We start from the raw sequence: 23,273 nt of genomic DNA, 5'->3' as shown, positions 1-23,273 counted from the left end.
GAAGGAGAATTCCTTTTGAATAAAACAAGCTCCGTAGCTAGGGCGGGGCAAAAAAAAGAAGGGGGCATTTTTAATTATGATGAAGTATTTGCAGAAACTGGGTAAATCCCTGATGCTGCCGGTTGCTTGTCTGCCGGTATGCGGTATCCTGATGGGCATCGGATACATCCTTGCACCTGCGGCTATGGCCGGTGAAGTAGCCGGTTTTACGGCAGGAGGCTTCGCTTATACACTTGGTCTGTTCATGATCAAGGCAGGCGGCGCCCTGATCGACAATATGGCATGGCTGTTTGCAATTGGTGTTGCAATCGGTATGTCTGATGACAATGACGGCACAGCAGCCCTGGCTGGTCTGGTTGCCATGTTACTGTTCCAGAACCTGCTCAGCTCCGGCGTTGTTTCCGCATTGACCGGTAAAGAAGCTGCTGCTGCGTTCGGCAAAATCAATAACCAGTTTATCGGTATCCTGGCCGGTATCATTGGTGCGGTTTGCTACAATAAATTCAAAAATACCAAGCTTCCCGATGCGCTGTCATTCTTCAGCGGCAAACGTGCCGTTGCTATTGTAACAGCATTGGTATCCCTGGTATTCACAGGTATCCTGTTCTTCGTATGGCCGGTTCTTTACGGAGCACTGGTTGCAGTAGGCGAAGCTATTTCCGGACTCGGCCCGATCGGCGTAGGTATCTACACCTTCCTGAACCGTCTGTTAATCCCTGTAGGTCTGCACCATGCACTGAACTCCGTATTCTGGTTCGACGTTGCGGGAATCAACGACCTTGGAAACTTCTGGGGAAATACAGGTACCTTTGGACAGACTGGTATGTACATGACAGGTTTCTTCCCGTTCATGATGCTCGGTCTTCCCGCTGCCTGTCTCGCTATGTACCATACAGCAAAAGACAACAAGAAGAAGATGGTATTCGGTCTGCTCGCATCTGCAGCATTCTGTTCCTTCTTCACAGGTGTTACAGAGCCTATCGAATTCTCCTTTATGTTCCTGGCTCCCGGCCTGTATTTAGTTCATGCTCTGCTGGCTGGTATTACAGCAGCAATTACCGTTGCACTGCCCGTAAGACTGGGCTTCTCTTTCTCCGGCGGCGCTATCGATGCTGTTCTCAGCTCCTTCCTGCCTCTTGCTGAGAATCCCTGGTTAATCATTCCGATCGCAGTTGTGGTTGGTATCATTTACTATGTGGTATTCAGATTCGTTATCACAAAATTCAATCTGAAGACTCCCGGCCGTGAAGATGATGATCTGGAAGCTGAGAAGAAAGTAACCCTCGCCAACGATGACTTCACAACGGTTGCCAAGATCGTTCTGGAAGGACTCGGCGGAAAAGAAAACGTGAAATCTCTGGATAACTGTATTACAAGACTCCGTCTTGAAATTAAAGATTATACCAAGGTTGACGATAAGAAGATTAAATCTGCAGGTGTTGCAGGCGTTATCAGGCCCAGCAAGACATCTGTTCAGGTTATTGTCGGCACCAAAGTCCAGTTCGTTGCAGATGAAATGAAGAAGCTGCTGTAAGGAACACACGGACGTTACAAGAAATTCCCACCTAGCACAGTCGGAAGCTCCGTAAAAGGAGCTTCCGAATTTGGTTATAAAGATTTTTCAGACAAATATGGTTAAAAAAAGACCAGATTGTACATAGAACAAGCTGGTGTACGGCTGTATAATAGATTATAATAAAAGTGTACATACTAAAACCAAGAAAAGGAGCAATAATTATGAAGATTATCAAAGCTAAAGATTATAAGGATATGAGTAGAAAAGCCGCCAACATTATTTCCGCACAGGTTATTATGAAACCCAACTGTGTGCTGGGACTGGCAACCGGTTCCACCCCTATCGGCACCTACCAGCAGCTGGTGGAATGGTATAACAAGGGCGATCTGGATTTTTCAGAAGTAACCTCCGTGAATCTGGATGAGTACAAGGGACTTACCAGAGATAACGACCAGAGCTATTATTACTTCATGAATGAGAACCTTTTCAAACATGTCAATATCAATAAGGAAAGAACCCACCTGCCCGACGGCACACAGCCCGATGCTGCAAAAGCCTGCGCAGACTATAACAACGTTATCGCTTCTGTAGGCGGCATTGACCTGCAGCTGCTGGGACTGGGCCACAACGGCCATATCGGCTTCAACGAGCCTTCAGACAGCTTCGAACTGGAAACACACTGCGTTGACCTGACAGAATCCACAATCAAAGCAAACCAGCGCTTCTTCGCTTCCTACGATGACGTGCCCAAACAGGCATACACCATGGGCATCAAAACCATCATGCTGGCAAAGAAAGTACTGGTAGTGGTAAGTGGAGAAGACAAAGCCGATATCGTTAAAAAAGCCTTCTTCGGCCCTGTAACCCCTCAGGTTCCCGCTTCCATACTCCAGCTCCACAGCGACGCCATCGTAGTTGCAGACGAAGCAGCACTCTCCAAAATCTGAGTACCTGAATTTTACTCCGCAAAACAAGGAGGAAAATTCCTCTGCCCGCAGAGGGGTTCGCATTTTGCTCCGCAAAACAAGGAGGAAAATTCCTCTGCTCGCAGAGAGCTCGCATTTTGCTCCGCAAAACAAGGAGGAATATATGATAATACAAAGTAAACGGGTATGGATTGCCGGACAGTTTCTTGCCATGCAGATAGAAATGCAGAACGGCAAAATTACGGACATCCTCCCCTATGGAACCAAAGCAGCGGACATAGATTACGGTGACAAACGCATTGTCCCCGGATTTATTGACGTACACACCCACGGAGCCTACGGCTTTGACACCAACGATGCAGAACCCGAAGGCCTGCGTGACTGGATGAAACGCATACCGGAAGAAGGCGTAACCGCCATCCTCCCCACCACCGTAACCCAGATGCCCGACGTACTCACCGCCGCCCTGAAAAACGTGGCAGCAGTAGTGAGCGAAGGCTACGAAGGAGCCGAAATCCTGGGCGTTCACTTTGAAGGCCCCTATCTGGACATGGAATACAAAGGAGCGCAACCGCCGGAAGCCATTGCAAAAGCCACGGTAGAACAATTCAAAATGTACCAGGAGGCCGCACAGGGACTGATTAAATACATCACCATGGCTCCTGAACACGACGAAAACTTTGCCCTCACCAGATACTGCAGAGAAACAGGCGTGGTAGTCAGCATGGGACACTCCTCCGCCACCTACGAACAAGCCATGCTGGGCATAGCCAACGGCGCAACCAGCATGACCCACGTATACAACGGCATGACACCCTACCACCACAGAAAACCCGGCCTCGTAGGCACTGCCCTCAGAGTCCGCGACATCTACGGCGAAATAATCTGTGACGGCTGCCATTCCCACCTGGCCGCCCTCAACAACTTCTTCCAGGCCAAAGGAAGAGACTACAGCATCATGATAAGCGATTCCCTACGCGCAAAACACTGCCCGCCCGGAGGCAACTACCAGCTGGGCGGCCATGACATCGAAATCGGCGAAGACGGCCTGGCAAGACTCAAAGGCACCGACACCATAGCAGGAAGCACCCTCAACATGAACAAAGGCCTCAAGATCCTGGTTGAACAAGCCATGGTTCCCTTTGACGCCGCCCTCAACTCCTGCACCATCAACCCCGCCAGATGCCTCGGCGCAGACAACCGCAAAGGCAAAATAGTAACCGGCTACGACGCAGACCTTGTCATCCTCGAAGACAACTACGACGTAACCCAAACCTACTGCAAAGGAACCCCGATGCTATAGTCATTACAATTACCCTTATTATACCTGTACCATAAAAACACAGGTACAATAATCACAAGAAACAATAAATAAGAAATTGCAAATCAGTTACAAGTAACAAACACCAAATACAATGAAATACCATATATAAAATAGCCCAAATAAAAAACAACGCCTTTCAACACAGACGTTGTTTTTTACTATCCTTTTACGATAATCCATATATTAAAATTACCTCTTTTCAACTATATCTCCTACGCTTATCCTAATCCCCAGGTCTGCCGGTGTTTTCCTGCGCCTTCCCTCCCAGGACCAGGAGCTACGGACAGCCGCAGGAAAACACCGGCAGACCGCACTCTTTTTTCAGGAAATTCTTTTAAAAAGGGTGGTTTTGGTGTATAGTATTAAAGAAGCCCGGATTGCCCGTCCCACAGGAAAGGAGGCCGCCCATATGGATTGTAAACAAGCAGAAAAACTGATTCCTGATTTTATCAAAGGAGAAATGGATACCAGGACGGCGAAGCAGTTCCTGGAGCACGTGGATAAATGTCCGTCCTGCAAAGAGGAGTTAAGCATCCAGTTCCTGGTAACTGTAGGAATGGAACGTCTGGAGGACGGCGAGGCTTTTAATTTGAATGATGAGCTTTCGGCAAGGCTTCAGACCGCTGAAAGCCATATAAAAATACGCCAGATGCTGCAGAGAGGGCTATATTATTTTGAAGCCATAGCGATCCTGACAGTCATTCTGGTTATGACAACGGTGGTATTTGTATGAGTAAAAAAATGGTTCTGATTGACGGGCACAGCATATTGAACAGAGCGTTCTATGGTGTGCCTGATTTGAGCAATGCCCAGGGGCTCCATACCAATGCGGTATATGGCTTCCTGAATATCATGTTCAAGATTCTGGAGGAGGAAAAGCCTGAATATCTGGCGGTGGCTTTTGACGTGCATGCGCCTACCTTCCGCCATGAGCTGTTCAAGGAGTATAAGGGGACGAGAAAGCCCATGCCGGAGGAATTGCGGGAGCAGGTGCCGGTCATGAAAGAGGTGCTTCAGTCCATGGGCATCTGCACTGTGGAAAAAGCCGGCCTGGAGGCGGATGACATTCTGGGGACCCTGGCAAAGCGCGGGGAAAAGGAAGGAATGGAGGTGGCTCTGGTTTCCGGAGACAGGGATCTTTTGCAGATAGCCAGCGACCATATCAAGATCCGTATTCCCAAAACCAAAGGCGGAAAAACGGAAATAGAAGACTATTATGCCTCTGATGTTCAGGAAGCCTACCAGGTGACGCCGGTACAGTTTATTGAACTGAAGGCCCTTATGGGGGATTCCTCCGACAATATTCCCGGAGTGCCCAAGGTAGGACCCAAGACAGCCACGGATCTTATGGTCCAGTACGGCTCCCTGGACAACATTTATGCACATTTAGATGAAATTACGAAGAAAAGTATCCGGGAGTCCCTGGCGGCCAACCGGGAGCTTGCGGATCTGAGCAAGGTGCTGGCAACCATCCACACGGATTGTGAACTGGATGTAACCTGGGATATGGTCAGGCTGCAGGAGCTTTTTACCCCGGAAGCCTACACTCTCTTTAAACAGCTGGAATTCAAAAATCTGCTCAGCCGGTTTGAAGAAGATGCGGTTACACAGAATGATCAGAAGGAAACCTTCCGCATGACCTCGGAGCTTTCCGATGCGGAGGAAGCTTTCAGTGCGGCGGAAAAGGCAGGAAAGGCTGCATTTCTTGTGCTGGAGGACGGCAGGGCGGACGGGGATTTTGCGGCCCTGGCCCTGGCAAGCGCCGCGGATCAGATTTGGATTTTCATCCCCCAGGGCTTCCTGACGAAGGAATACCTGACGGACAAGCTGAAAAACCTGGTGAAAAAGGGCGTCAAACTATCCACCTTCCAGATCAAGAACCAGTATGGGTATCTGGAAAGCGATGAGACGGAGCGGTTTTTTGATGTGCTGATTGCGGCATATCTGCTCAACCCGCTGAAAAATGATTACAGCATAGAGGATATTGCAAATGAACAGCTGGGCCTGATGATTCAGAGCCGGCAGCAGCTTTTGGAAAAGCTTTCTTTGGTGAAGGCGTCCCAGGAGAGGGAGGAGGCCTTCCGGGAATATGCAGGCTTTGCCGTATATACGATTTTCATGGCGGAGCCCAGGCTACGGGAAAAGCTGCGGGAAACCGGGATGGAGAAGCTTTTTGAGGAAATAGAGATGCCTCTGACAAGAGTGCTTCATGATATGGAAGAAGAAGGCGTGGAAGTGCGTCCGGAGGAGCTGAAGGCCTATGGAGACGCGCTGGTGGAACGGATAGAGGAGCTTGAACATTCCATCCATAAGCAGGCGGGAGAGGACTTTAACATCAATTCCCCCAAGCAGCTGGGAGAAATCCTTTTCGAAAAAATGCAGCTGCCCGGCGGAAAGAAAACGAAGACCGGATATTCTACCGCCGCGGATGTGCTGGATAAGCTGGCTCCGGATTACCCTATCGTTTCGGAGATTCTGGAATACCGGGGGCTGACCAAGCTCAAATCCACCTATGCGGACGGACTTGCGGCCTATATCGGGGAAAACAACCGGATTCATACCACACTGAACCAGACGATTACCGCCACGGGAAGAATCAGCTCCACGGAGCCGAACCTGCAGAACATTCCCATGCGTATGGAGCTGGGGCGTCTGATCCGCAAGGTGTTTGTTCCCAGGTCAGGCTATGTGTTTACCGATGCGGACTACTCCCAGATCGAACTGCGCGTGCTCGCCCATATGTCCGGGGATGAGCAGCTGATTGAGGCGTACCGTTCCGATGCGGACATCCACCGCATTACGGCGGCCAAGGTATTCCACACTCCATTTGAGGAGGTGACTGACCTTCAGAGAAGGAACGCCAAGGCAGTGAATTTCGGCATTGTGTACGGAATCAGCTCCTTCGGGCTCAGCCAGGATCTGAGTATTTCCAGGAAGGAAGCGGCGCAGTATATTGAAGAATATTTTAAAACCTATCCTAAGGTCAAGGAATTTCTGGACAGAGAGGTGGAAAATGCCAAAGAAAACGGCTATTCCGTCACGATGTTCGGCCGCAGGAGACCGGTGCCCGAACTGAAATCCAGCAATTTCATGCAGCGCTCCTTCGGTGAGAGAGTGGCCATGAATGCGCCGATCCAGGGAACGGCCGCGGATATTATAAAGATTGCCATGATACGTGTCTGGAAGCGCCTGAAGGAAGAAAACCTGAAATCCCGCCTGATTCTGCAGATCCACGATGAGCTTCTTGTGGAGACTGCGGAGGATGAAATGAGCCTGGTGGCGGACATTATGGAAAAGGAAATGAAGAATGCCGCTGAACTGGCGGTTTCTCTGGAAATCGACCTTCACACGGGAAAGAACTGGTACGAGGCAAAATAAGGGGAGTTTTACAATGAAGCTGATAGGCATTACAGGCGGCGTGGGAGCGGGAAAGTCACAGGTGCTTTCCTGTCTGGCTTCCCGCTGCCGCTGCCGCATCCTGCTTGCGGATGAGGTGGGAAACGAAGTCAAGCTGCCCGGACAGCCCTGCTATGAACGGCTGGTGGAGCTGCTGGGAAAGGATGTGCTGGCGGAGGACGGGACCATTGACAGGGAAAGGATGGCTGAAAAGATTTTTGCAGATGATTGCCTACTTTCCCAGGTAAATGGTATCATCCATCCGGCGGTAAGGGTTTACATATTGCAGGAGGTGGAGAAAGAAAGAAGCCTTGGAAGGGTGGATTTCTTTTTCCTGGAAGCCGCTCTTTTGATAGAGGAGGGCTATGACAGGATCGTGGATGAGCTGTGGTACGTCTATGCGGATGAGGAAGTGCGCAGAAAGCGTCTGAAGGAAAGCAGAGGGTATTCGGATGCGAAGATAGACCATATATTCCACAGCCAGCTGCCGGAGGAGGAATTCCGCCGCCACTGCCGGAGAGTGATTGAAAATAACGGGGATCTGCAGGAAACCTGCCGCCAGATTGATGAGGTGCTGGCAAAACTGCAGGAGTGATGTTTTGAAGGGCGTTTGCAGTTTTTCCTTGCAAGCGGCGCCGGAATATGGCATATTAGAGAGTGTTTGAAATTACAAAGACTTTTGGTACGCCTGCAGACAGGGCGGAGGATGAAGGAGTAAGAAACTTATGAGACTGTGCAGCATTGCAAGCGGCAGCAGCGGAAACTGCATTTATGTGGGAACGGATACGACGCACGTTCTGGTGGATGTTGGAATAAGCAGAAAGCGGACGGAGGAAGGGCTGAAGAGCCTTGGCATCTGCCCCGGCGAGCTGGATGCGATTTTTGTCACCCATGAACACAGCGACCATATCAGCGGGCTGGGCGTTTTTTCCCGCAAATATAATGTGCCCATTTATGCGACAACCAGGACGGTGGATGCCATTAAGGGCGCAAGGAGCCTGGGCGAAATAGACGGGGAGCTGTTTCAGACCGTAAAAGCGGATGAAAGCTTTACCATAAAGGACATGACAGTGAATCCCATGCGGATTTCCCATGACGCGGCGGATCCGGTGGCCTACCGTTTTTCCTACGGAAGGCAGAAAATCGGCGTGGTGACCGATCTTGGCACATATAACGATTATACGGTGGAGTGCCTGAAGGGAATGGACGCCCTTCTTCTGGAGGCGAACCATGACGTGAACATGCTTCAGGTAGGGCCTTATCCTTACCCGCTCAAGCAGCGGATCCTGGGCGACAGAGGGCATCTTTCCAATGAAAATTCCGGCAGGCTGTTAAGCAGGCTGCTGCATGATAAGCTTCAGTATATCGTGCTGGGGCATCTGAGCAAGGAAAACAATATGCCAGAGCTTGCCTATGAGACGGTGAAGCTGGAAATCACCCAGTCGGATAACTGCTATAAAGCCGGGGACTTCCCGATTCAGGTGGCGAAACGGAGCGAGGTATCCCGTTTAATAGAAATCGCGTAAAGGTGAAGGCGTGAAACGGCTGAAAAATTACGAAAGAAGCGGAGGAACTTTTGATGAAGAAGACAATTATTACAGTAGTAGGACATGATACGGTCGGTATTATTGCAAAGGTGTGTACCTACCTGGCCGACAACAACATTAATATCCTGGATATCAGCCAGACCATTGTCCAGGGATATTTCAACATGATGATGATTGTGGACATGAACCATACCGGAAAGCCTTTCGGGGATATTACAGACGAATTAACCGGGCTGGGTGAAGAAATCGGCGTTATTATCAAATGCCAGAGCGAAGAAATCTTCAGTCAGATGCACAGGATTTGAAAGTAAGAGGTTTGTGGAATGATAAATATATTTGAAGTAAATGAAACCAACAAGATGATTGAAAAGGAAAATCTGGACGTGCGCACTATTACCTTGGGCATCAGCCTCCTGGACTGTGTGGATTCCGATTTATCCCGTGTAAATGAGAAAATCTACCGTAAAATCACCCATGCCGCCAAAAACCTGGTGCAGGTGGGAGAGGAAATTTCCAGGGAATACGGGATCCCCATTGTAAACAAAAGAATTTCCGTAACCCCCATAGCGCTCATCGGCGGCGCGGCCTGCAAGACCCCGGCGGACTTTGCGACCATAGCGGATACGCTGGATAAGGCGGCCCATGAGGTGGGCGTTAACTTTATCGGCGGCTATTCGGCGCTTGTTTCCAAGGGCATGACCTCCGCGGACGAGCTGCTGATCCGTTCCATTCCCATGGCGTTAGCGAGGACGGAAAGAGTCTGCAGCTCCGTCAACTTAGGTTCCACCAAGACGGGCATTAACATGGACGCGGTGAAGCTGATGGGAGAAATCATCCTGGAAGCGGCGGAATATACCAAAGAAACCGATTCCTCCGGCTGTACGAAGCTGGTTGTTTTCTGCAATGCGCCGGATGACAACCCGTTTATGGCAGGCGCCTTCCACGGCGTGACGGAGGCGGATCAGATCATCAACGTAGGCGTCAGCGGCCCCGGTGTTGTTAAAACCGCGCTGGAAAAGGTGCGCGGCGAGAGCTTTGAAGTGCTCTGTGAAACCATTAAAAAGACGGCGTTTAAGGTGACAAGAGTCGGCCAGCTGGTAGCGAAGGAAGCTTCGAGAAGACTGGGAATCCCTTTTGGTATCGTGGATCTTTCCCTTGCCCCCACGCCTGCCATCGGCGACAGCGTGGCGGATATCCTCTGTGAAATCGGCCTGGAATATGCAGGGGCTCCCGGGACCACGGCGGCGCTTGCCCTGCTTAACGATCAGGTGAAAAAGGGCGGCGTTATGGCATCCTCCTATGTGGGAGGCTTAAGCGGCGCATTTATCCCTGTCAGCGAGGATCAGGGCATGATAGACGCTGTATCCGCCGGCGCCCTCACGCTGGAAAAGCTGGAAGCCATGACCTGTGTCTGCTCCGTAGGCCTGGATATGATCGCAATCCCCGGAGATACCAAAGCAACGACCATTTCCGGGATAATCGCAGATGAAATGGCAATCGGCATGGTTAACCAGAAAACAACGGCAGTCCGCCTGATTCCTGTTATTGGTAAGACTGTGGGAGATCATGCGGAGTTCGGCGGCCTTCTGGGACATGCGCCCATTATGCCTGTGAACCAGTTTGACTGCTCTGCCTTTGTGAACCGCGGCGGAAGAATCCCGGCGCCGATCCACAGCTTTAAGAATTAGAATATGGCCGGGAGGATAACCGCATCCGCCTCGGTTCCCGCCCCTGTCCGTCCGGAGTCCTGTTTCCTTCTCCGGGCTGTGGCAGGGGTATTTTTTATCCAGTTTCAAAAACGGGGTGTTTCTGACTGTCCCGGACTGCCGGAATTCTGCCAACACGGCCATAACTCCTCACGCAGCCAACGCAGTTGCTGCGTGAGGAGTTATGGCCGTTAGGGAAGGGGTCAGGTTACGGGGAGTTGGCGTTGGTATTCGTTGGTGAAGGGAATGTGGTATTTTTGGCAGAGGACAGTTTGGTAAATGTGGGAGGCCTGGATGTCTTCCTGGAGCATTTGGGTGGTGAAGGGGGTGAGGAGGGGGGAGGCGGCGGATAGTTTGGGCAGGTAGGGGATTTTGGCGTTATTTTTTATGGCGTTCAGGAGAGGGGCGGCTTTTTTGGTGAAGGCCAGGGGGCGGGCGTAGGAGGGGAAGCGGGTGCTTTTTCCGGCGTCCTGGTTTTCCTGGGTGAGGTTCAGAAGTATGTGGGTGAGGCAGCGGCTGGCGCGGGCATAAGTGAGGTCTTTGGTGTTGAGGAGCTGGCAGAAGCTTTTCCAGCCGGTGTAGTTATTCAGGTTTTTCTTCAGCTTGTCGGAGAGGTCCGGGGTGATGTCTGCGTATTTCTGGTAGCCGTTTTGAGCCTCCATCAGAAGGCGGTAGTGGATGAGGAGGGAAAAATCCTGTTCTGAGAGAAGGCCTTGTTGGTTCAGGTGTGTTTCCCAGATTGGCCAGGTTTGTTCCGGGAGGGAGGCTTTGACGGTGTGGAAGCCGGTTCCTTCCAGAAGGGCTTTTCTGATGGCGGTGGCAGAGCTGAAGCTTTCCTGGCTGCAGTGGGCGGCCGAGAGGTTTTCTTCGTGGTAGGCGGAGCCCTGGCGGAGGATTGTGAGGGGGCGTATTTTGCTTTGGGAGAGGGTCAGGGCTTTGCAGTATTCAATTCCGAGGATATTGTTCGGGAGGGTCCAGTATTGGGTGTCGGTTTCGTCGCTTAAATTAAGGGCTTTGGCCCTGGCGGCGGGGTAGGAGAGGCCTTCTTTTTGGTTTTGTCTGATGCGTCGGCGGTATTCATCGTCTTTTTCGGCGGAGAGGAGGGCATGGGCGGATGCGGCGATTTTTTCAGTATCTCCGGATTCGCTTCCAAAGCACAGATAATCCACAACGCGCAGGCCGTCCAGGACGGAGACGGCTCCGCCTGCAAAAAATTCTGCGCTTGCACAGGCATATCGTACCGGAAGCTCCAGTACCAAATCCGCGCCGCAGGCCAGAGCCATTCTGGCTCTGGTGTATTTATCAAGTAAAGCCGGGGCGCCCCGTTGGGTGAAATCTCCGCTCATCACTACTATTACGTAATCGGCGTCTGTCAGTTCGCGGGCTTTTTTTATCTGGTATTCGTGTCCTTTGTGGAAGGGGTTATATTCGGCTATAATTCCTGTGACCTTCATATCGGTTATTTTTCCTCCATAGGTCTGATTGTTAATGCTGTTCGGGCTTTCCGCAGTTATTTTTTATTTCCCAAGCGTAACTGTGAGGGGCTGAACAGTTACTCCTAATCACAAAAAGCATATCATGTTTTGGCGGGCGGGACAATAGCGTGAGCTTCGGCTCTTGCTTTTGTACAAATTCATGGTTACTGTACACTCCGTGGCCGGTAACTGCATAAATCCATTTAAAATTGCCTGCAGCAATGGGATTTATGCACTCTTGAATCACTTTCTTACGTACTGTGCAGTAAAGGCACAGTACTGTGTGAACAGTAACAATTCACGAACAATTTATGCCCATTGGTGAAATGTGCAAGATTTTGTACAATAAAATCAGGAAAATAGCCTTGTATACAAAAAAAGAATTCTGTATAATTTAGCTAGACGAAAAGTGGACGACAAAAATTGGAAGAAGTGGAATAGAAAGGAGTTTTTTGGGTATGTCTTATATTGATACGATTAAAGAGAAGGCTAGGTCTGACAGAAAAACAATTGTAATGCCTGAAACAAATGACAAAAGAACGCTGATTGCAGCCGCGCATGTGCTGCAGGAGGGAATTGCCAACATTATTATGGTGGGCAATGAAGAGAAGATTATGGACGGCGCCGGCTGGCTGGAAGTGGATCTGACCGGGGTTACGGTGATTGATCCCAACAAGACAGACAAGCTGGATGAGTATGTGGAGATCCTTTACGAAACAAGAAAAGCAAAGGGAATGACCATGGAAAAGGCAAGGGAGATCCTTCTGAGCGATCCTCTGACCTTCGGCGTGGTTATGGTAAAGGCCAATGATGCGGACGGAATGGTTGCCGGTGCGTGCCATGCCACTGCGGACGTGCTCAGGCCCTCCCTGCAGATACTCCGTACAGCTCCCGGCGTGAAGCTGGTTTCCGCATTCTTTATCCTGGATGTGCCGGATTGTGAGTATGGCGAGCACGGCACCTTCCTTTTTGCAGACTGCGGTCTGAATCAGGATCCCACCTCGGAAGAACTGGCTGCCATCGCCGATACAAGCGCAAAGAGCTTTAAGCAGCTCATCGGCGCAAAGCCCATTATTGCCATGCTTTCTCATTCCACCAAGGGAAGCGCACACCATGCGCTGGTTGACAAGGTGGTTAAGGCAGTGGAAATTGCCCATGAGGAATACCCGAACCTGACGCTGGACGGAGAATTGCAGACAGATGCCGCGCTGGTTCCCAAGGTGGCCAAATCCAAGGCTCCCGACAGCGATGTGGCCGGCAAGGCAAATGTGCTTATTTTCCCCAACCTGGATGCGGGCAACATCGGCTATAAGCTGGTTCAGCGGCTGGGCAGGGCGGAAGCCTACGGCCCCATGCTCCAGGGAATCGCAAGACCCGTCAACGATCTGTCCAGAGGCTGTTCCTGGGAGGATATCGTAGGTGTTGTTGCGCTGACGGCGGTACAGGCACAGCTTGTTTAAAAAGGCATGGCAGCTGTAGAGCTCCTTATTAACCACGGCCTGTGATAAAAGAAAAGGGAAAAGGTGTTGTTCAATGAATATTTTAGTAATTAACTGCGGAAGTTCATCCCTGAAGTTCCAGCTGATAGATTCGGAAAGTGAAAAGCTGATTGCAAAGGGACTGTGTGAAAGAATTGCTATCGAAGGAAGCCGGCTGGTTTATACTCCTGCGGGAGGAGAAAAGCAGATTACAGAAGCTCCCATGAGGGATCATAAGGAAGCGGTCAGCCTTGTGCTGAAGGCCCTGACGGATGAAAAAACGGGCGTGGTAAAAAGCCTTGATGAAATCGGCGCCGTAGGACACCGCCTGGTACACGGCGGGGAGCATTTTTCAAAAGCTACCCTGATTACGGAGGAAGTAAAAAAAGCGATCCAGGACTGCTGTGAGCTTGCGCCGCTTCATAATCCGGCCAACTTAATCGGCATTGAGGCCTGTGAGGCGCTGATGCCGGGAACTCCCATGGTGGGCGTATTCGATACGGCCTTCCATCAGACGATGCCGGAAGAGGCCTATATGTATGCCATTCCTTACCGTTATTACCAGGATTACAAAATCAGGAGATATGGTTTCCACGGCACAAGCCACGCTTATGTTTCCAAAAGAGCGGCGGCTGTGCTGGGGCAGCCCGTTGAAAGCCTGAAAACCATCGTATGCCATCTGGGCAACGGCGCTTCCGTATCCGCAGTGAAATACGGAAAGTGCATCGATACCTCCATGGGCCTTACCCCTCTGGAAGGCCTGGTTATGGGCACCAGAAGCGGCGACATCGATCCCGCCATCATCGAATTCATCGCCCATAAAGAAGGCAAAAGCATCGATGAAATCATGAATATCCTGAACAAGGAATCGGGCGTGTACGGCCTTTCCAATGGCTTCTCCTCCGATTTCCGTGACCTGGAGGACGCTTACCTGGAAGGAAATGAAGACGCAGCCCGTGCTTTAAAAGCTTTTTCCCAGAGAGTTATCAAATACATCGGCGCGTATGTCGCGGAAATGGACGGCGCAGACGCCATCTGCTTTACCGCAGGGCTGGGAGAAAACAGCCCTATCATCCGGGATATGGTATGTGCAAGCCTGTCCTACCTGGGGATAACACTGGACGAGGAAGCAAACCATAAACGAGGCGAGGAAATCATAATTTCCAGGCCCGGAAGCGGCACTAAGGTACTGGTAATCCCCACCAACGAAGAACTGGCGATTGCCAGGGAAACCGCTGAAATTGTAAAATCTTAAAATTTTTGCTTGCTTTTATGAAACTTTAGCGTTATAATGCAATAAAATAAAACATGAAACAACTTAATAATTTTTTGAAAACCGATGATGTGGAGATAAAAACAGATCGTGCACTTACAGAGAGTCCGGAATGCTGAGAACGGACAGGACGCAGCCTGTTAAATGGACCACGGAGGGCATGGTGAAGGCAGCCGCAGAGGCTGGCCCAGTAGCCGTGACGTGAGGCATACGTCAGTTGCCGCGGATATGATAGTATCCGGCGAGAGCGCGCAGTTTATTTATTTGCGTGAATCAAGGTGGCACCGCGGGAGCAGTTTATTCACCCGTCCTTGACAGAAAACTTTTATGAGGATTCTGTCTTGGACGGGTTTTTTGTATTGCGAAGGCTTTGCCGGAGCGCACCGTCCGGGCAGGGAGCAGGAGGTATAAAAATGGAACAGATGACCCTGGAACAGGCGAAAAGAATAGCGCAGGAGGGAGATTACGGGCTGGTGCCGCTGACCAGAGAGCTTTATGCGGATGCAATAACTCCCACAGAGGTGATGCGGATTCTGAAAAATATCAGCAGGCATTGCTACATGCTGGAAAGCGCAGAGGATAATAAGCGATGGGGCAGATATACCTTCCTTGGATATGAACCGGCGCTGGAAATTACCTGCCGCAACGGTTCGGTACAGATAAAAAACGCACTCCACAACATCCGGACGGAGGGCGGCCCCGGGGAGTGCATCCGTCAGCTGCTGTCGGAAAACGCAAGTCCGGCGGTGGAGGGGCTTCCTCCGTTTACAGGCGGCCTGGTGGGATATTTTTCCTACGATTACATTAAGTACAGCGAACCGGGCCTTGTGCTGGATGCCACGGATACGGAAGGATTCCAGGATGTGGATCTGATGCTTTTTGATAAAGTAATCGCTTTTGACAATTACCGGCAGAAAATCATTCTCATAGCCAATGCGAAAACGGATGATTTGGATCACACTTACAATAAAGCCATGGAGGAACTGAGGAACATGGAGGAGCTGATCCGAAGAGGACGGAAAGCACTGATCCCTCCGCTGAGGCTTCATTCCGGTTTCCGGCCGCTCTTTGAAAAGGAAGAATACTGCGGCATGGTGGAAAGGGCAAAGCATTATATCAGGGAGGGAGATATTTTCCAGGTGGTGCTCTCCAACCGGCTGGAGGCGGATATGGAAGGGAGCCTGTTTGATACCTACAGGATACTGCGTACCGTGAATCCTTCGCCGTATATGTTCTATTTTTCCGGGGACAGCATGGAAATAGCGGGCGCCTCCCCGGAGACTCTGGTAAAGCTGGAGGACGGGACGCTTTATACCTTCCCATTGGCCGGAACGAGGCCGAGAGGGGCGGACAGGGAAGAGGATGAACGGCTGGAAAGAGAGCTTCTGGCAGATGAAAAGGAATGTGCGGAGCACAATATGCTGGTGGATTTGGGAAGAAATGATATCGGCAGGATCGCAGGCATAGGAACGGTTAAGGTAGAAAAATACATGAGCATCCAGCGTTATTCCCATGTGATGCACATCGGATCCACGGTTTCAGGAAGCCTTCGGGAGGATAAAGACGCGCTGGATGCAGTGGATGCCATCCTGCCTGCGGGAACGCTTTCCGGAGCGCCCAAGCTGCGGGCCTGTGAAATCATTAATGAACTGGAAGATAATAAGAGGGGGATCTACGGCGGCGCCATTGGTTATCTGGGCTTTACCGGAAATATGGATACCTGCATCGCCATCCGCCTGGCCTATGCAAAAAACGGAAAGGTATTCATCCGCTCCGGCGCCGGCATTGTGGCGGACAGCGAGCCGGAAAAGGAATATCAGGAATGCATTAACAAGGCAAAGGCAGTGATGACTGCCCTTGAGATGGCGGAAGGAGGGATTGACAGATGATACTGCTGATTGATAATTATGACAGCTTTTCCTATAACCTGTATCAGCTGATTGGCTCAGTAAATCCGGATATCCGGGTTATCCGCAATGATGAGAGAACCGTAGAGGAAATTGAGGCCATGGGGCCGGAACTGATTGTTCTCTCCCCCGGCCCTGGGACGCCCTCCCGGGCCGGTGTGTGTGAAGAGGTGGTCAGAAAGCTTTCCGGCAGAATACCGCTGTTTGGGGTTTGCCTGGGCCATCAGGCCATCTGTGAGGCCTTTGGCGCGAAAATCGGATATGCAAAACAGCTGATGCACGGAAAGACCTCGGAAGCCTTTCTGGAAAAGGAAAGCCGCCTTTTCCGGGGGATGGGCGGCTCCATACAGGTTGCCAGGTATCATTCGCTGGGGGCGGAGCCGGAGAGCATACCGGAGGAGCTTCGGATAACTGCCAGAACGGCAGACGGGGAAGTGATGGCCGTGGAACACCGGGAATATCCTGTATATGGTGTCCAGTTTCATCCGGAATCGGTGCTGACGCCCGCCGGAATAACAATAATTAAAAATCTGCTGCAGGTCTTTTAAGGCCATCCGGGCGGAGGAAACCAGTAATATATAATATAACAGAAAGGAATACAGAAATGATTAGAGAAGCAATTGCCACACTGGCAAACGGAGAAGATATCGGATATGAAACCGCCAAAACGGTTATGAATGAGATCATGTGCGGAGAGGCCAGCGACATCCAGAAAAGCGCATATCTGACGGCGCTTTCCATGAAAGGGGAAACCATTGAGGAAATCACAGGCTCGGCGGAGGAGATGAGAAATCATTGTGTCCGGCTTCTGAATGATATGGATGTGCTGGAAATCGTGGGGACCGGAGGGGATCGTTCCAATTCCTTCAACATTTCCACCACCTCCGCCCTGGTGATCGCGGCCGGCGGCGTACCTGTGGCAAAGCATGGCAACCGGGCCGCTTCCAGCAAATGCGGCGCTGCGGATGTGCTGGAGGCGCTGGGCGTGGACATTACCATAGCCCCGGCCAAAAGCGCGGAGCTGCTGAAGGAAATCGGAATCTGTTTCCTGTTTGCCCAGAAATACCATACAGCCATGCGTTATGTGGGGCCGGTGCGTAAGGAGCTGGGAATCCGTACCGTATTCAATATCCTGGGTCCTCTGGCCAACCCGGCGGGAGCGAATATGGAGGTTATGGGCGTGTATAATAAGGAACTGGTGGAACCGCTGGCAAGAGTGCTTGTAAATCTTGGCGTAAAGAGCGCGATGGTAGTGTATGGGATGGATAAGCTGGATGAAATATCCATGAGCGCGGAAACCTTTGTCTGTGAGGTAAAGGATGGCAGCTATAAAACCTACTACATCGAACCAGAACAGTTTGGCTTTCACAAATGTGATAAGAAGGAGCTGGAAGGCGGGACGCCGGAGGAAAACGCGGAGATTACCTTAAAGATCCTGGACGGGGAAAAAGGCCCCAGAAGAGATGCGGTGGTACTGAATTCAGGCGCCGCCCTGTATATTGCGGGCAGGGCGGAAAGCATGGAGGAGGGCGTGAGAATGGCAGAGGAAATCATCGACAGCGGAAAAGCGAAGCGGAAGCTGGAGGAGTTTGCCGCCTGTTCCAGAAGCTAGGAGGATTGGGTATGATATTGGAAGCCATAGCGGATAAAACAAGAGAACGGGTAGCGGAGCGCAGGAAAAGGGTCCCTTTATACAGACTGCAGGAGGAAGCGGAGAAGCTCCCGGCTGTTACGGGCTTTCCTTTTGAAAAAGCCATTGCCGGGCAGGAGCTTTCTTTCATCTGTGAGGTGAAAAAAGCGTCTCCGTCAAAAGGGCTTATCGCGCCTGATTTCCCCTATCTTCAGATTGCAGGAGAATATGAAAAGGCGGGGGCTGCCGCTGTTTCCGTCCTGACGGAGCCTGATTTTTTCATGGGAAGCGACAGGTATCTGCAGGAGATTGCAGCTAAGATCCATATTCCGGTACTGCGGAAGGATTTTACCGTAGATGAATACATGATATATGAGGCCAGGCTGCTGGGGGCGTCGGCAGTCCTGCTGATTTGCTCGCTTCTGCGGGAGGAGGAACTGAAGCGGTATCTCAGGCTGGCGGACAGCCTGGGAATGTCGGCGCTGGTGGAGGCGCATGACAGGGATGAGGTAAAAAAGGGGCTGGAGTGCGGCGCGAGGATTATCGGAGTGAACAACCGGGATTTAAAAACCTTTCAGGTGGATATCAGCAATTCGGTGCGGCTGCGGGAGCTGGTTCCAAAAGAAATTCTGTTCGTTTCCGAAAGCGGCATGAAGACGGCGGAGGATATCCGGATACTGGAAGAAAACGGCACAAACGCAGTTTTAATTGGGGAAACGCTGATGCGCAGCCCTGACAAGCGCAGAGAACTGGAAAGACTGCGCGGCCGGCTGTGAGCCCCCTGATACCGGCGGCTTTTCCGGAAGAAGAGAAGCCGGCGGAAAGAAGGACGAAGGTTAAAATCTGCGGACTGAGCCGGACAGAGGATATCTTCTATGTTAATGAGGCATGTCCCGATTATGTGGGCTTCGTCTTCGCAAAAAGCCGCAGACAGGTGGAACCGTCCCAGGCGGCCGCCCTTCGGAGGCTCCTTCGAAGGGAAATCTGCCCGGTGGGCGTATTTGTGAATCAAAAGCCGGAGGAGATACTCAGGCTCCTGCGTGATGGAACCATTGAAGCGGTTCAGCTTCACGGACAGGAAACGGAGGAGCAAATCCGGCTTATCAGGCGGGAGAGCGGGAAAAAGGTGATTAAGGCCGTCAGAATTACGGATGGCAGGCAGCTGGATGCATGGAAGGAAAGCAGCGCCGATTATCTGCTGCTTGACGGCGGCTGCGGAGATGGGAAGGTGTTTGACTGGTCCGTGGCGGAAAAAGCAAAAAGCCTGGGAAAGCCCTTTTTCCTGGCAGGAGGGCTGAATGCCTGCAACGCGGCGGAGGCGGTGCGGCTGTTTGAACCATATGCGCTGGATTTAAGCAGCGGTGTGGAAAACGCCGGGGTAAAGGACCGGCAGAAAATACTGGATTTTATGAGAGCGGTCAGGCTGGCCGGGAAAGAAAGGGAGAATTGCGATGAGTAAGGGACGTTTTGGTATTTTTGGAGGACAGTATATTTCAGAAACCCTGATGAATGAACTGATCCGTCTGGAGGAATGCTATGAATTTTATAAAAAGGATCCGGATTTCCTGGAGGAGCTGGACCGTCTGCAAAAGGAATATGCCGGCAGGCCTTCCCTTCTGTACTATGCGGAAAAGATGACCAGGGATCTGGGCGGCGCGAAGATTTATCTGAAGCGGGAGGATTTGAACCACACCGGATCCCACAAAATAAATAATGTGCTGGGCCAGGTGCTCATGGCCAAAAAGATGGGAAAAACCAGGGTGATCGCGGAGACCGGAGCAGGGCAGCATGGGGTGGCAACCGCTACGGCCGCGGCGCTGCTGGGCATGGAGTGCGAGGTTTTTATGGGGAAGGAGGATACAGACAGACAGGCGCTGAACGTATACCGGATGGAGCTGCTTGGCGCGAAGGTGCATCCGGTAACCAGCGGAACGCAGACCTTGAAGGATGCGGTGAATGAAACCATGCGGGAATGGACCAACCGGGTGTCCGATACCCATTATGTGCTGGGTTCCGTGATGGGGCCTCATCCTTTTCCTACTATAGTGCGTGATTTCCAGAGCGTGATCAGCAAAGAGGCGAGGGAGCAGATTCTGGAAAAGGAAGGAAGGCTTCCGGCAGCGGTTGTGGCGTGCGTGGGCGGCGGTAGCAATGCCATGGGAATGTTTTATCGTTTTATTGAGGATGAGGGCGTGAAGCTCATCGGCTGTGAGGCCGCGGGAAAAGGCGTGGACACACAGCTGCATGCGGCTACCATGGCTAAGGGGACGCTGGGAGTGTTCCACGGGATGAAATCCTATTTCTGCCAGGATGAATACGGACAGATAGCGCCGGTTTATTCCATTTCCGCAGGGCTGGATTATCCCGGGATCGGGCCGGAGCACGCGTATCTGCACGATACGGGAAGAGCGCAGTATGTGCCGATAACCGATGAGGAGGCTGTGGAGGCCTTTGAATATCTGGCGCGCACGGAGGGGATTATCTGTGCGATAGAAAGCGCCCATGCGGTGGCCCATGTGATGAAAACCGCAAGGCAGTACGGGCCGGAGGAAAATATTATTATCTGTCTGTCAGGCAGAGGCGATAAGGATGTGGCGGCTATAGCGCGCTACAGAGGGAGGAAGCTTTATGAGTAACATAAAAAATGCATTTCAAAATGGAAAGGCTTTTATTGCCTTTCTTACCGCGGGGGATCCGAATGCGGATAAAACGGTGGAATATATTCTGGAAATGGAGAAGGCAGGGGCCGATCTGGTGGAAATCGGCATTCCCTTTTCCGATCCGACGGCGGAGGGCGTGGTGATACAGGAGGCCAATATCCGCGCCCTCGGCGCAGGGATGACCACGGACGGCGTGTTTGATATTGTACGCAGGGTCAGGGAAAAATCCCGGATTCCGCTGGTGTTCCTTACGTATTTGAACCCGGTATTCCACTATGGTTATGATCGGTTTTTTGAAAAATGCGGGGAGCTTTCCGTGGACGGAATCATCATTCCGGATCTTCCGTTTGAAGAAAAGGGGGAGCTGGCGCCTGCGGCAACAGCACATGGCGTGGATCTGATTTCCATGATTGCGCCTACCTCTAAGGAACGGATTCGGAAGATTGCTTCGCAGGCAGCAGGCTTTCTCTACATCGTCTCTTCCATGGGAGTAACCGGTGTAAGGAGTGAAATCACCACGGATTTAGGCGCCATTGTCAAAGAGATCCGGGAAGTTACGGATGTCCCCTGCGCGGTGGGCTTCGGCATCAGCACGCCGGATCAGGCCCGGCAGATGGCAGCATTATCCGACGGGGCTATTGTGGGCAGCGCTATTGTGAAAATTATCGCCGAAAAGGGAGGGCAGGCCGGGGAAGCTCTTGCGGAATACGTGAGTAAAATGAAGGCCGGCGTATGTGCCGCCAGGGAGGCGCAGAAGAGCCTGTAAAGCGCTTTGCGGCAGCAGATTGTAAATTATTACAGTAATATTAAGATTTCATTAAGTTAAAAAAATCGCGAAAATTCTCTTTTCATTCCTATTAAAATGTATTATGCTTAATAGGCCGTGGCAGGTCGTTTTATGTCGTAATCAATATGGCGGGCGGTATGCAAATGCATGGTCCAATGCCGGGACAGTGGGGCTGGGGCCGCGGTAATACTGAATTAGAAATGACGTTTGGAGTGGAGAATGTGGCAGGATTTGAAATAGGAAAGATAATGAGTGAGAATAGCCTTGTATTCAGCAGTCTGGAATTCCTTTTTCGGTTCCTGCCTGTTTTTCTGGTTATTTTTTATCTCACCCCTGTAAAATACAGAAAAATTGTACTTTTTATCGGCAGTATCCTGATGTATGCCTGCGGGGAGCCGCAGTTTGTCCTTTTGCTGCTGGCGTGTACGGCGCTTAATTTCCTTATCGGGCGGAATATGCGCACGGATATCGAATCGCCCTGCCCGCACAGCAGGTGGCGGCATAAGAAGCAGCGGAAATGGCTTCTGCTGGCGCTGGCAACGGATGTGGGAGTGCTTGCTTTTTTCAAAATCGGAAATGCTGCGGACAGCAATATCCTCCTTCCCCTGGGAATCAGTTTTTATACCTTTAAAATGATTTCCTATCAGATGGATGTTTACCGGGGAAAGGCGGAGGCTGCCGGTTCCTTCTGGATTTTCGGCTCTTACATATGCATGTTCCCGCAGCTGACAAGCGGCCCTATCATGCGGTATGGGGATGCGCAGGACAGCCTGGAGGCGCCCCGCTGTACGCCGCAGCAGTTTGAAGAGGGCCTGCGGCTGCTTGTAATCGGTCTGGGGGCCAAGGTGCTGCTTGCGGACAAGCTGGGACTTTTATGGAATGATATCCAGACCATCGGTTTTGAAAGTATTTCCACGCCCCTGGCCTGGCTGGGAGCGTTTACCTACTCCCTGCAGCTGTATTTTGACTTCGAAGGCTATTCCCTGATGGCGGTGGGAATCGGCATGATGATTGGGCTGCCTTATATTAAGAACTTCAATCAGCCTTACATGGCTGTTTCGGTCAGTGATTTCTGGCGAAGGTGGCATATGACGCTGGGAAGCTGGTTCAGGGACTATGTCTATATTCCCATGGGAGGCAACAGGAAAGGGCTGCCCAGGCTGGTTTTGAACCTGTGTGTTGTCTGGCTGCTGACGGGGCTGTGGCACGGCGGAAGTGTGAATTTCCTTGTCTGGGGCATTACGGTAGGCGTTTTTGTGATTCTCGAAAAGCTTATATATGGAAAGTGGCTGAGCCGGCACAGCGTGCTGTCCCATGTTTATGTGTGGATTATAATCCCTCTTACCTGGGTGATTTTTGCAGTGACCAGCCTGAAGGATCTGGGCATTTATTTCGGCAGGCTGTTCCCTTTCTTCGGTGTGGGAGAAACGCTGAATCCCGGGGATGTGTTCAAGTATCTTTCCATGTACTGGTGGCTGCTGCTGGGCGGTATTTTCTTCTGTATACCGGCGGTATCCGTATGGTTTAACAGGCATAAACGGAAATGGTATGGATATGCGCTTGTGCTGGTGATTTTCTGGGCGGCTGTTTACCAGCTTTCGAATGAGGCTAACAATCCTTTTATGTATTTCAGATTTTAAGGTGGCAT

At 51.3% G+C, this 23,273-nt stretch carries 20 protein-coding genes; 19 read left to right on the top strand and 1 reads right to left on the bottom strand.

Annotation, left to right across the window (positions count from 1 at the left end):
• Positions 1-76: 76 nt before the first annotated feature.
• From nagE to DXC51_RS18785, 9 genes are all read left to right on the top strand, one after another.
• On the top strand, positions 77-1,534 hold the full coding sequence (gene nagE / locus DXC51_RS18825; RefSeq protein WP_021638866.1) for an N-acetylglucosamine-specific PTS transporter subunit IIBC: 1,458 nt from the start codon (positions 77-79) through the stop codon (positions 1,532-1,534).
• A 203-nt stretch (positions 1,535-1,737) separates the two neighbouring features.
• The gene (gene nagB, locus DXC51_RS18820; protein ID WP_021638865.1) at positions 1,738-2,463 is read left to right on the top strand and encodes a glucosamine-6-phosphate deaminase; all 726 of its coding nucleotides are present in this window, start codon (positions 1,738-1,740) and stop codon (positions 2,461-2,463) included.
• A 142-nt stretch (positions 2,464-2,605) separates the two neighbouring features.
• Positions 2,606-3,745 (top strand): N-acetylglucosamine-6-phosphate deacetylase, encoded by a 1,140-nt coding sequence (gene nagA, locus DXC51_RS18815; protein WP_025490209.1) that lies wholly within the window; start codon positions 2,606-2,608, stop codon positions 3,743-3,745.
• A 430-nt stretch (positions 3,746-4,175) separates the two neighbouring features.
• Positions 4,176-4,499 carry an anti-sigma factor gene (locus DXC51_RS18810; RefSeq protein ID WP_025490208.1) on the top strand — a complete coding sequence of 108 codons (324 nt, stop codon included), beginning with the start codon at positions 4,176-4,178 and terminating at the stop codon, positions 4,497-4,499.
• Entirely contained in the window at positions 4,496-7,144 is a 2,649-nt protein-coding gene (gene polA / locus DXC51_RS18805) for a DNA polymerase I (protein WP_117545167.1), read from the top strand. Before DXC51_RS18810 ends, polA begins: the two co-directional genes overlap by 4 nt.
• A 13-nt stretch (positions 7,145-7,157) precedes the next feature.
• The gene (coaE, locus tag DXC51_RS18800; RefSeq protein WP_117545166.1) at positions 7,158-7,757 is read left to right on the top strand and encodes a dephospho-CoA kinase; all 600 of its coding nucleotides are present in this window, start codon (positions 7,158-7,160) and stop codon (positions 7,755-7,757) included.
• 130 nt (positions 7,758-7,887) lie between these two features.
• Complete coding sequence (locus tag DXC51_RS18795; protein ID WP_021637208.1) at positions 7,888-8,688, top strand: MBL fold metallo-hydrolase; 801 nt, start codon at positions 7,888-7,890, stop codon at positions 8,686-8,688.
• A gap of 53 nt (positions 8,689-8,741) precedes the next feature.
• The gene (locus tag DXC51_RS18790) at positions 8,742-9,014 is read left to right on the top strand and encodes an ACT domain-containing protein (RefSeq protein WP_021637209.1); all 273 of its coding nucleotides are present in this window, start codon (positions 8,742-8,744) and stop codon (positions 9,012-9,014) included.
• Between the two features lie 18 nt (positions 9,015-9,032).
• Positions 9,033-10,397 (top strand): PFL family protein, encoded by a 1,365-nt coding sequence (locus DXC51_RS18785; RefSeq protein ID WP_021637210.1) that lies wholly within the window; start codon positions 9,033-9,035, stop codon positions 10,395-10,397.
• Positions 10,398-10,618: 221 nt separating this feature from the next.
• Here the strand turns inward: DXC51_RS18785 and DXC51_RS18780 are convergent, their stop codons facing one another.
• A complete protein-coding gene (locus DXC51_RS18780) occupies positions 10,619-11,869 on the bottom strand; it encodes a nucleotidyltransferase (protein ID WP_117545165.1) in 1,251 nt (416 codons plus the stop codon).
• 479 nt (positions 11,870-12,348) lie between these two features.
• Between DXC51_RS18780 and pta the strand changes: the two genes are divergently transcribed.
• The 10 genes from pta (at position 12,349) to DXC51_RS18730 (ending at position 23,265) form a co-directional block, all read left to right on the top strand.
• Positions 12,349-13,350, top strand: coding sequence for a phosphate acetyltransferase (pta, locus tag DXC51_RS18775; RefSeq protein WP_021637213.1), 1,002 nt, complete (start codon positions 12,349-12,351; stop codon positions 13,348-13,350).
• A gap of 73 nt (positions 13,351-13,423) precedes the next feature.
• Positions 13,424-14,623: an acetate/propionate family kinase gene (locus DXC51_RS18770; protein WP_021637214.1), complete on the top strand. Its 1,200-nt coding sequence runs from the start codon at positions 13,424-13,426 to the stop codon at positions 14,621-14,623.
• A 431-nt stretch (positions 14,624-15,054) separates the two neighbouring features.
• Complete coding sequence (trpE, locus tag DXC51_RS18765) at positions 15,055-16,530, top strand: anthranilate synthase component I (RefSeq protein WP_117545164.1); 1,476 nt, start codon at positions 15,055-15,057, stop codon at positions 16,528-16,530.
• Positions 16,527-17,096, top strand: a complete 570-nt coding sequence (locus tag DXC51_RS18760) for an anthranilate synthase component II (RefSeq protein ID WP_102288682.1) — start codon at positions 16,527-16,529, stop codon at positions 17,094-17,096. The genes trpE and DXC51_RS18760 overlap by 4 nt, the downstream gene beginning before the upstream one ends.
• Positions 17,097-17,152: 56 nt before the next feature.
• A complete protein-coding gene (trpD, locus tag DXC51_RS18755) occupies positions 17,153-18,160 on the top strand; it encodes an anthranilate phosphoribosyltransferase (protein ID WP_117545163.1) in 1,008 nt (335 codons plus the stop codon).
• An 11-nt stretch (positions 18,161-18,171) separates the two neighbouring features.
• Positions 18,172-18,954, top strand: a complete 783-nt coding sequence (gene trpC / locus DXC51_RS18750) for an indole-3-glycerol phosphate synthase TrpC (RefSeq protein WP_117545162.1) — start codon at positions 18,172-18,174, stop codon at positions 18,952-18,954.
• Positions 18,951-19,637 (top strand): phosphoribosylanthranilate isomerase, encoded by a 687-nt coding sequence (locus tag DXC51_RS18745; protein ID WP_243003231.1) that lies wholly within the window; start codon positions 18,951-18,953, stop codon positions 19,635-19,637. The genes trpC and DXC51_RS18745 overlap by 4 nt, the downstream gene beginning before the upstream one ends.
• On the top strand, positions 19,630-20,814 hold the full coding sequence (gene trpB / locus DXC51_RS18740) for a tryptophan synthase subunit beta (protein ID WP_021637220.1): 1,185 nt from the start codon (positions 19,630-19,632) through the stop codon (positions 20,812-20,814). Before DXC51_RS18745 ends, trpB begins: the two co-directional genes overlap by 8 nt.
• Positions 20,807-21,604, top strand: coding sequence for a tryptophan synthase subunit alpha (trpA, locus tag DXC51_RS18735; RefSeq protein ID WP_021637221.1), 798 nt, complete (start codon positions 20,807-20,809; stop codon positions 21,602-21,604). Before trpB ends, trpA begins: the two co-directional genes overlap by 8 nt.
• 269 nt (positions 21,605-21,873) lie before the next feature.
• Positions 21,874-23,265: an MBOAT family O-acyltransferase gene (locus DXC51_RS18730; RefSeq protein ID WP_243003230.1), complete on the top strand. Its 1,392-nt coding sequence runs from the start codon at positions 21,874-21,876 to the stop codon at positions 23,263-23,265.
• The last annotated feature ends 8 nt before the right edge of the window (positions 23,266-23,273 follow it).

It is taken from the genome of Eisenbergiella massiliensis (genome assembly GCF_003435485.1).
This window is presented reverse-complemented; position numbering and strand designations above follow the sequence as displayed.

Excerpts from the sequence above, each read along its gene's own strand:
- nagE (WP_021638866.1), top strand. The coding sequence starts at position 77 with ATGATGAAGTATTTGCAGAAACTGGGTAAATCCCTGATGCTGCCGGTT.
- nagB (WP_021638865.1), top strand. The coding sequence starts at position 1,738 with ATGAAGATTATCAAAGCTAAAGATTATAAGGATATGAGTAGAAAAGCC.
- nagA (WP_025490209.1), top strand. The coding sequence starts at position 2,606 with ATGATAATACAAAGTAAACGGGTATGGATTGCCGGACAGTTTCTTGCC.
- DXC51_RS18810 (WP_025490208.1), top strand. The coding sequence starts at position 4,176 with ATGGATTGTAAACAAGCAGAAAAACTGATTCCTGATTTTATCAAAGGA.
- polA (WP_117545167.1), top strand. The coding sequence starts at position 4,496 with ATGAGTAAAAAAATGGTTCTGATTGACGGGCACAGCATATTGAACAGA.
- coaE (WP_117545166.1), top strand. The coding sequence starts at position 7,158 with ATGAAGCTGATAGGCATTACAGGCGGCGTGGGAGCGGGAAAGTCACAG.
- DXC51_RS18795 (WP_021637208.1), top strand. The coding sequence starts at position 7,888 with ATGAGACTGTGCAGCATTGCAAGCGGCAGCAGCGGAAACTGCATTTAT.
- DXC51_RS18790 (WP_021637209.1), top strand. The coding sequence starts at position 8,742 with ATGAAGAAGACAATTATTACAGTAGTAGGACATGATACGGTCGGTATT.
- DXC51_RS18785 (WP_021637210.1), top strand. The coding sequence starts at position 9,033 with ATGATAAATATATTTGAAGTAAATGAAACCAACAAGATGATTGAAAAG.
- DXC51_RS18780 (WP_117545165.1), bottom strand. The coding sequence starts at position 11,869 with ATGAAGGTCACAGGAATTATAGCCGAATATAACCCCTTCCACAAAGGA.
- pta (WP_021637213.1), top strand. The coding sequence starts at position 12,349 with ATGTCTTATATTGATACGATTAAAGAGAAGGCTAGGTCTGACAGAAAA.
- DXC51_RS18770 (WP_021637214.1), top strand. The coding sequence starts at position 13,424 with ATGAATATTTTAGTAATTAACTGCGGAAGTTCATCCCTGAAGTTCCAG.
- trpE (WP_117545164.1), top strand. The coding sequence starts at position 15,055 with ATGGAACAGATGACCCTGGAACAGGCGAAAAGAATAGCGCAGGAGGGA.
- DXC51_RS18760 (WP_102288682.1), top strand. The coding sequence starts at position 16,527 with ATGATACTGCTGATTGATAATTATGACAGCTTTTCCTATAACCTGTAT.
- trpD (WP_117545163.1), top strand. The coding sequence starts at position 17,153 with ATGATTAGAGAAGCAATTGCCACACTGGCAAACGGAGAAGATATCGGA.
- trpC (WP_117545162.1), top strand. The coding sequence starts at position 18,172 with ATGATATTGGAAGCCATAGCGGATAAAACAAGAGAACGGGTAGCGGAG.
- trpB (WP_021637220.1), top strand. The coding sequence starts at position 19,630 with ATGAGTAAGGGACGTTTTGGTATTTTTGGAGGACAGTATATTTCAGAA.
- trpA (WP_021637221.1), top strand. The coding sequence starts at position 20,807 with ATGAGTAACATAAAAAATGCATTTCAAAATGGAAAGGCTTTTATTGCC.
- DXC51_RS18730 (WP_243003230.1), top strand. The coding sequence starts at position 21,874 with ATGAGTGAGAATAGCCTTGTATTCAGCAGTCTGGAATTCCTTTTTCGG.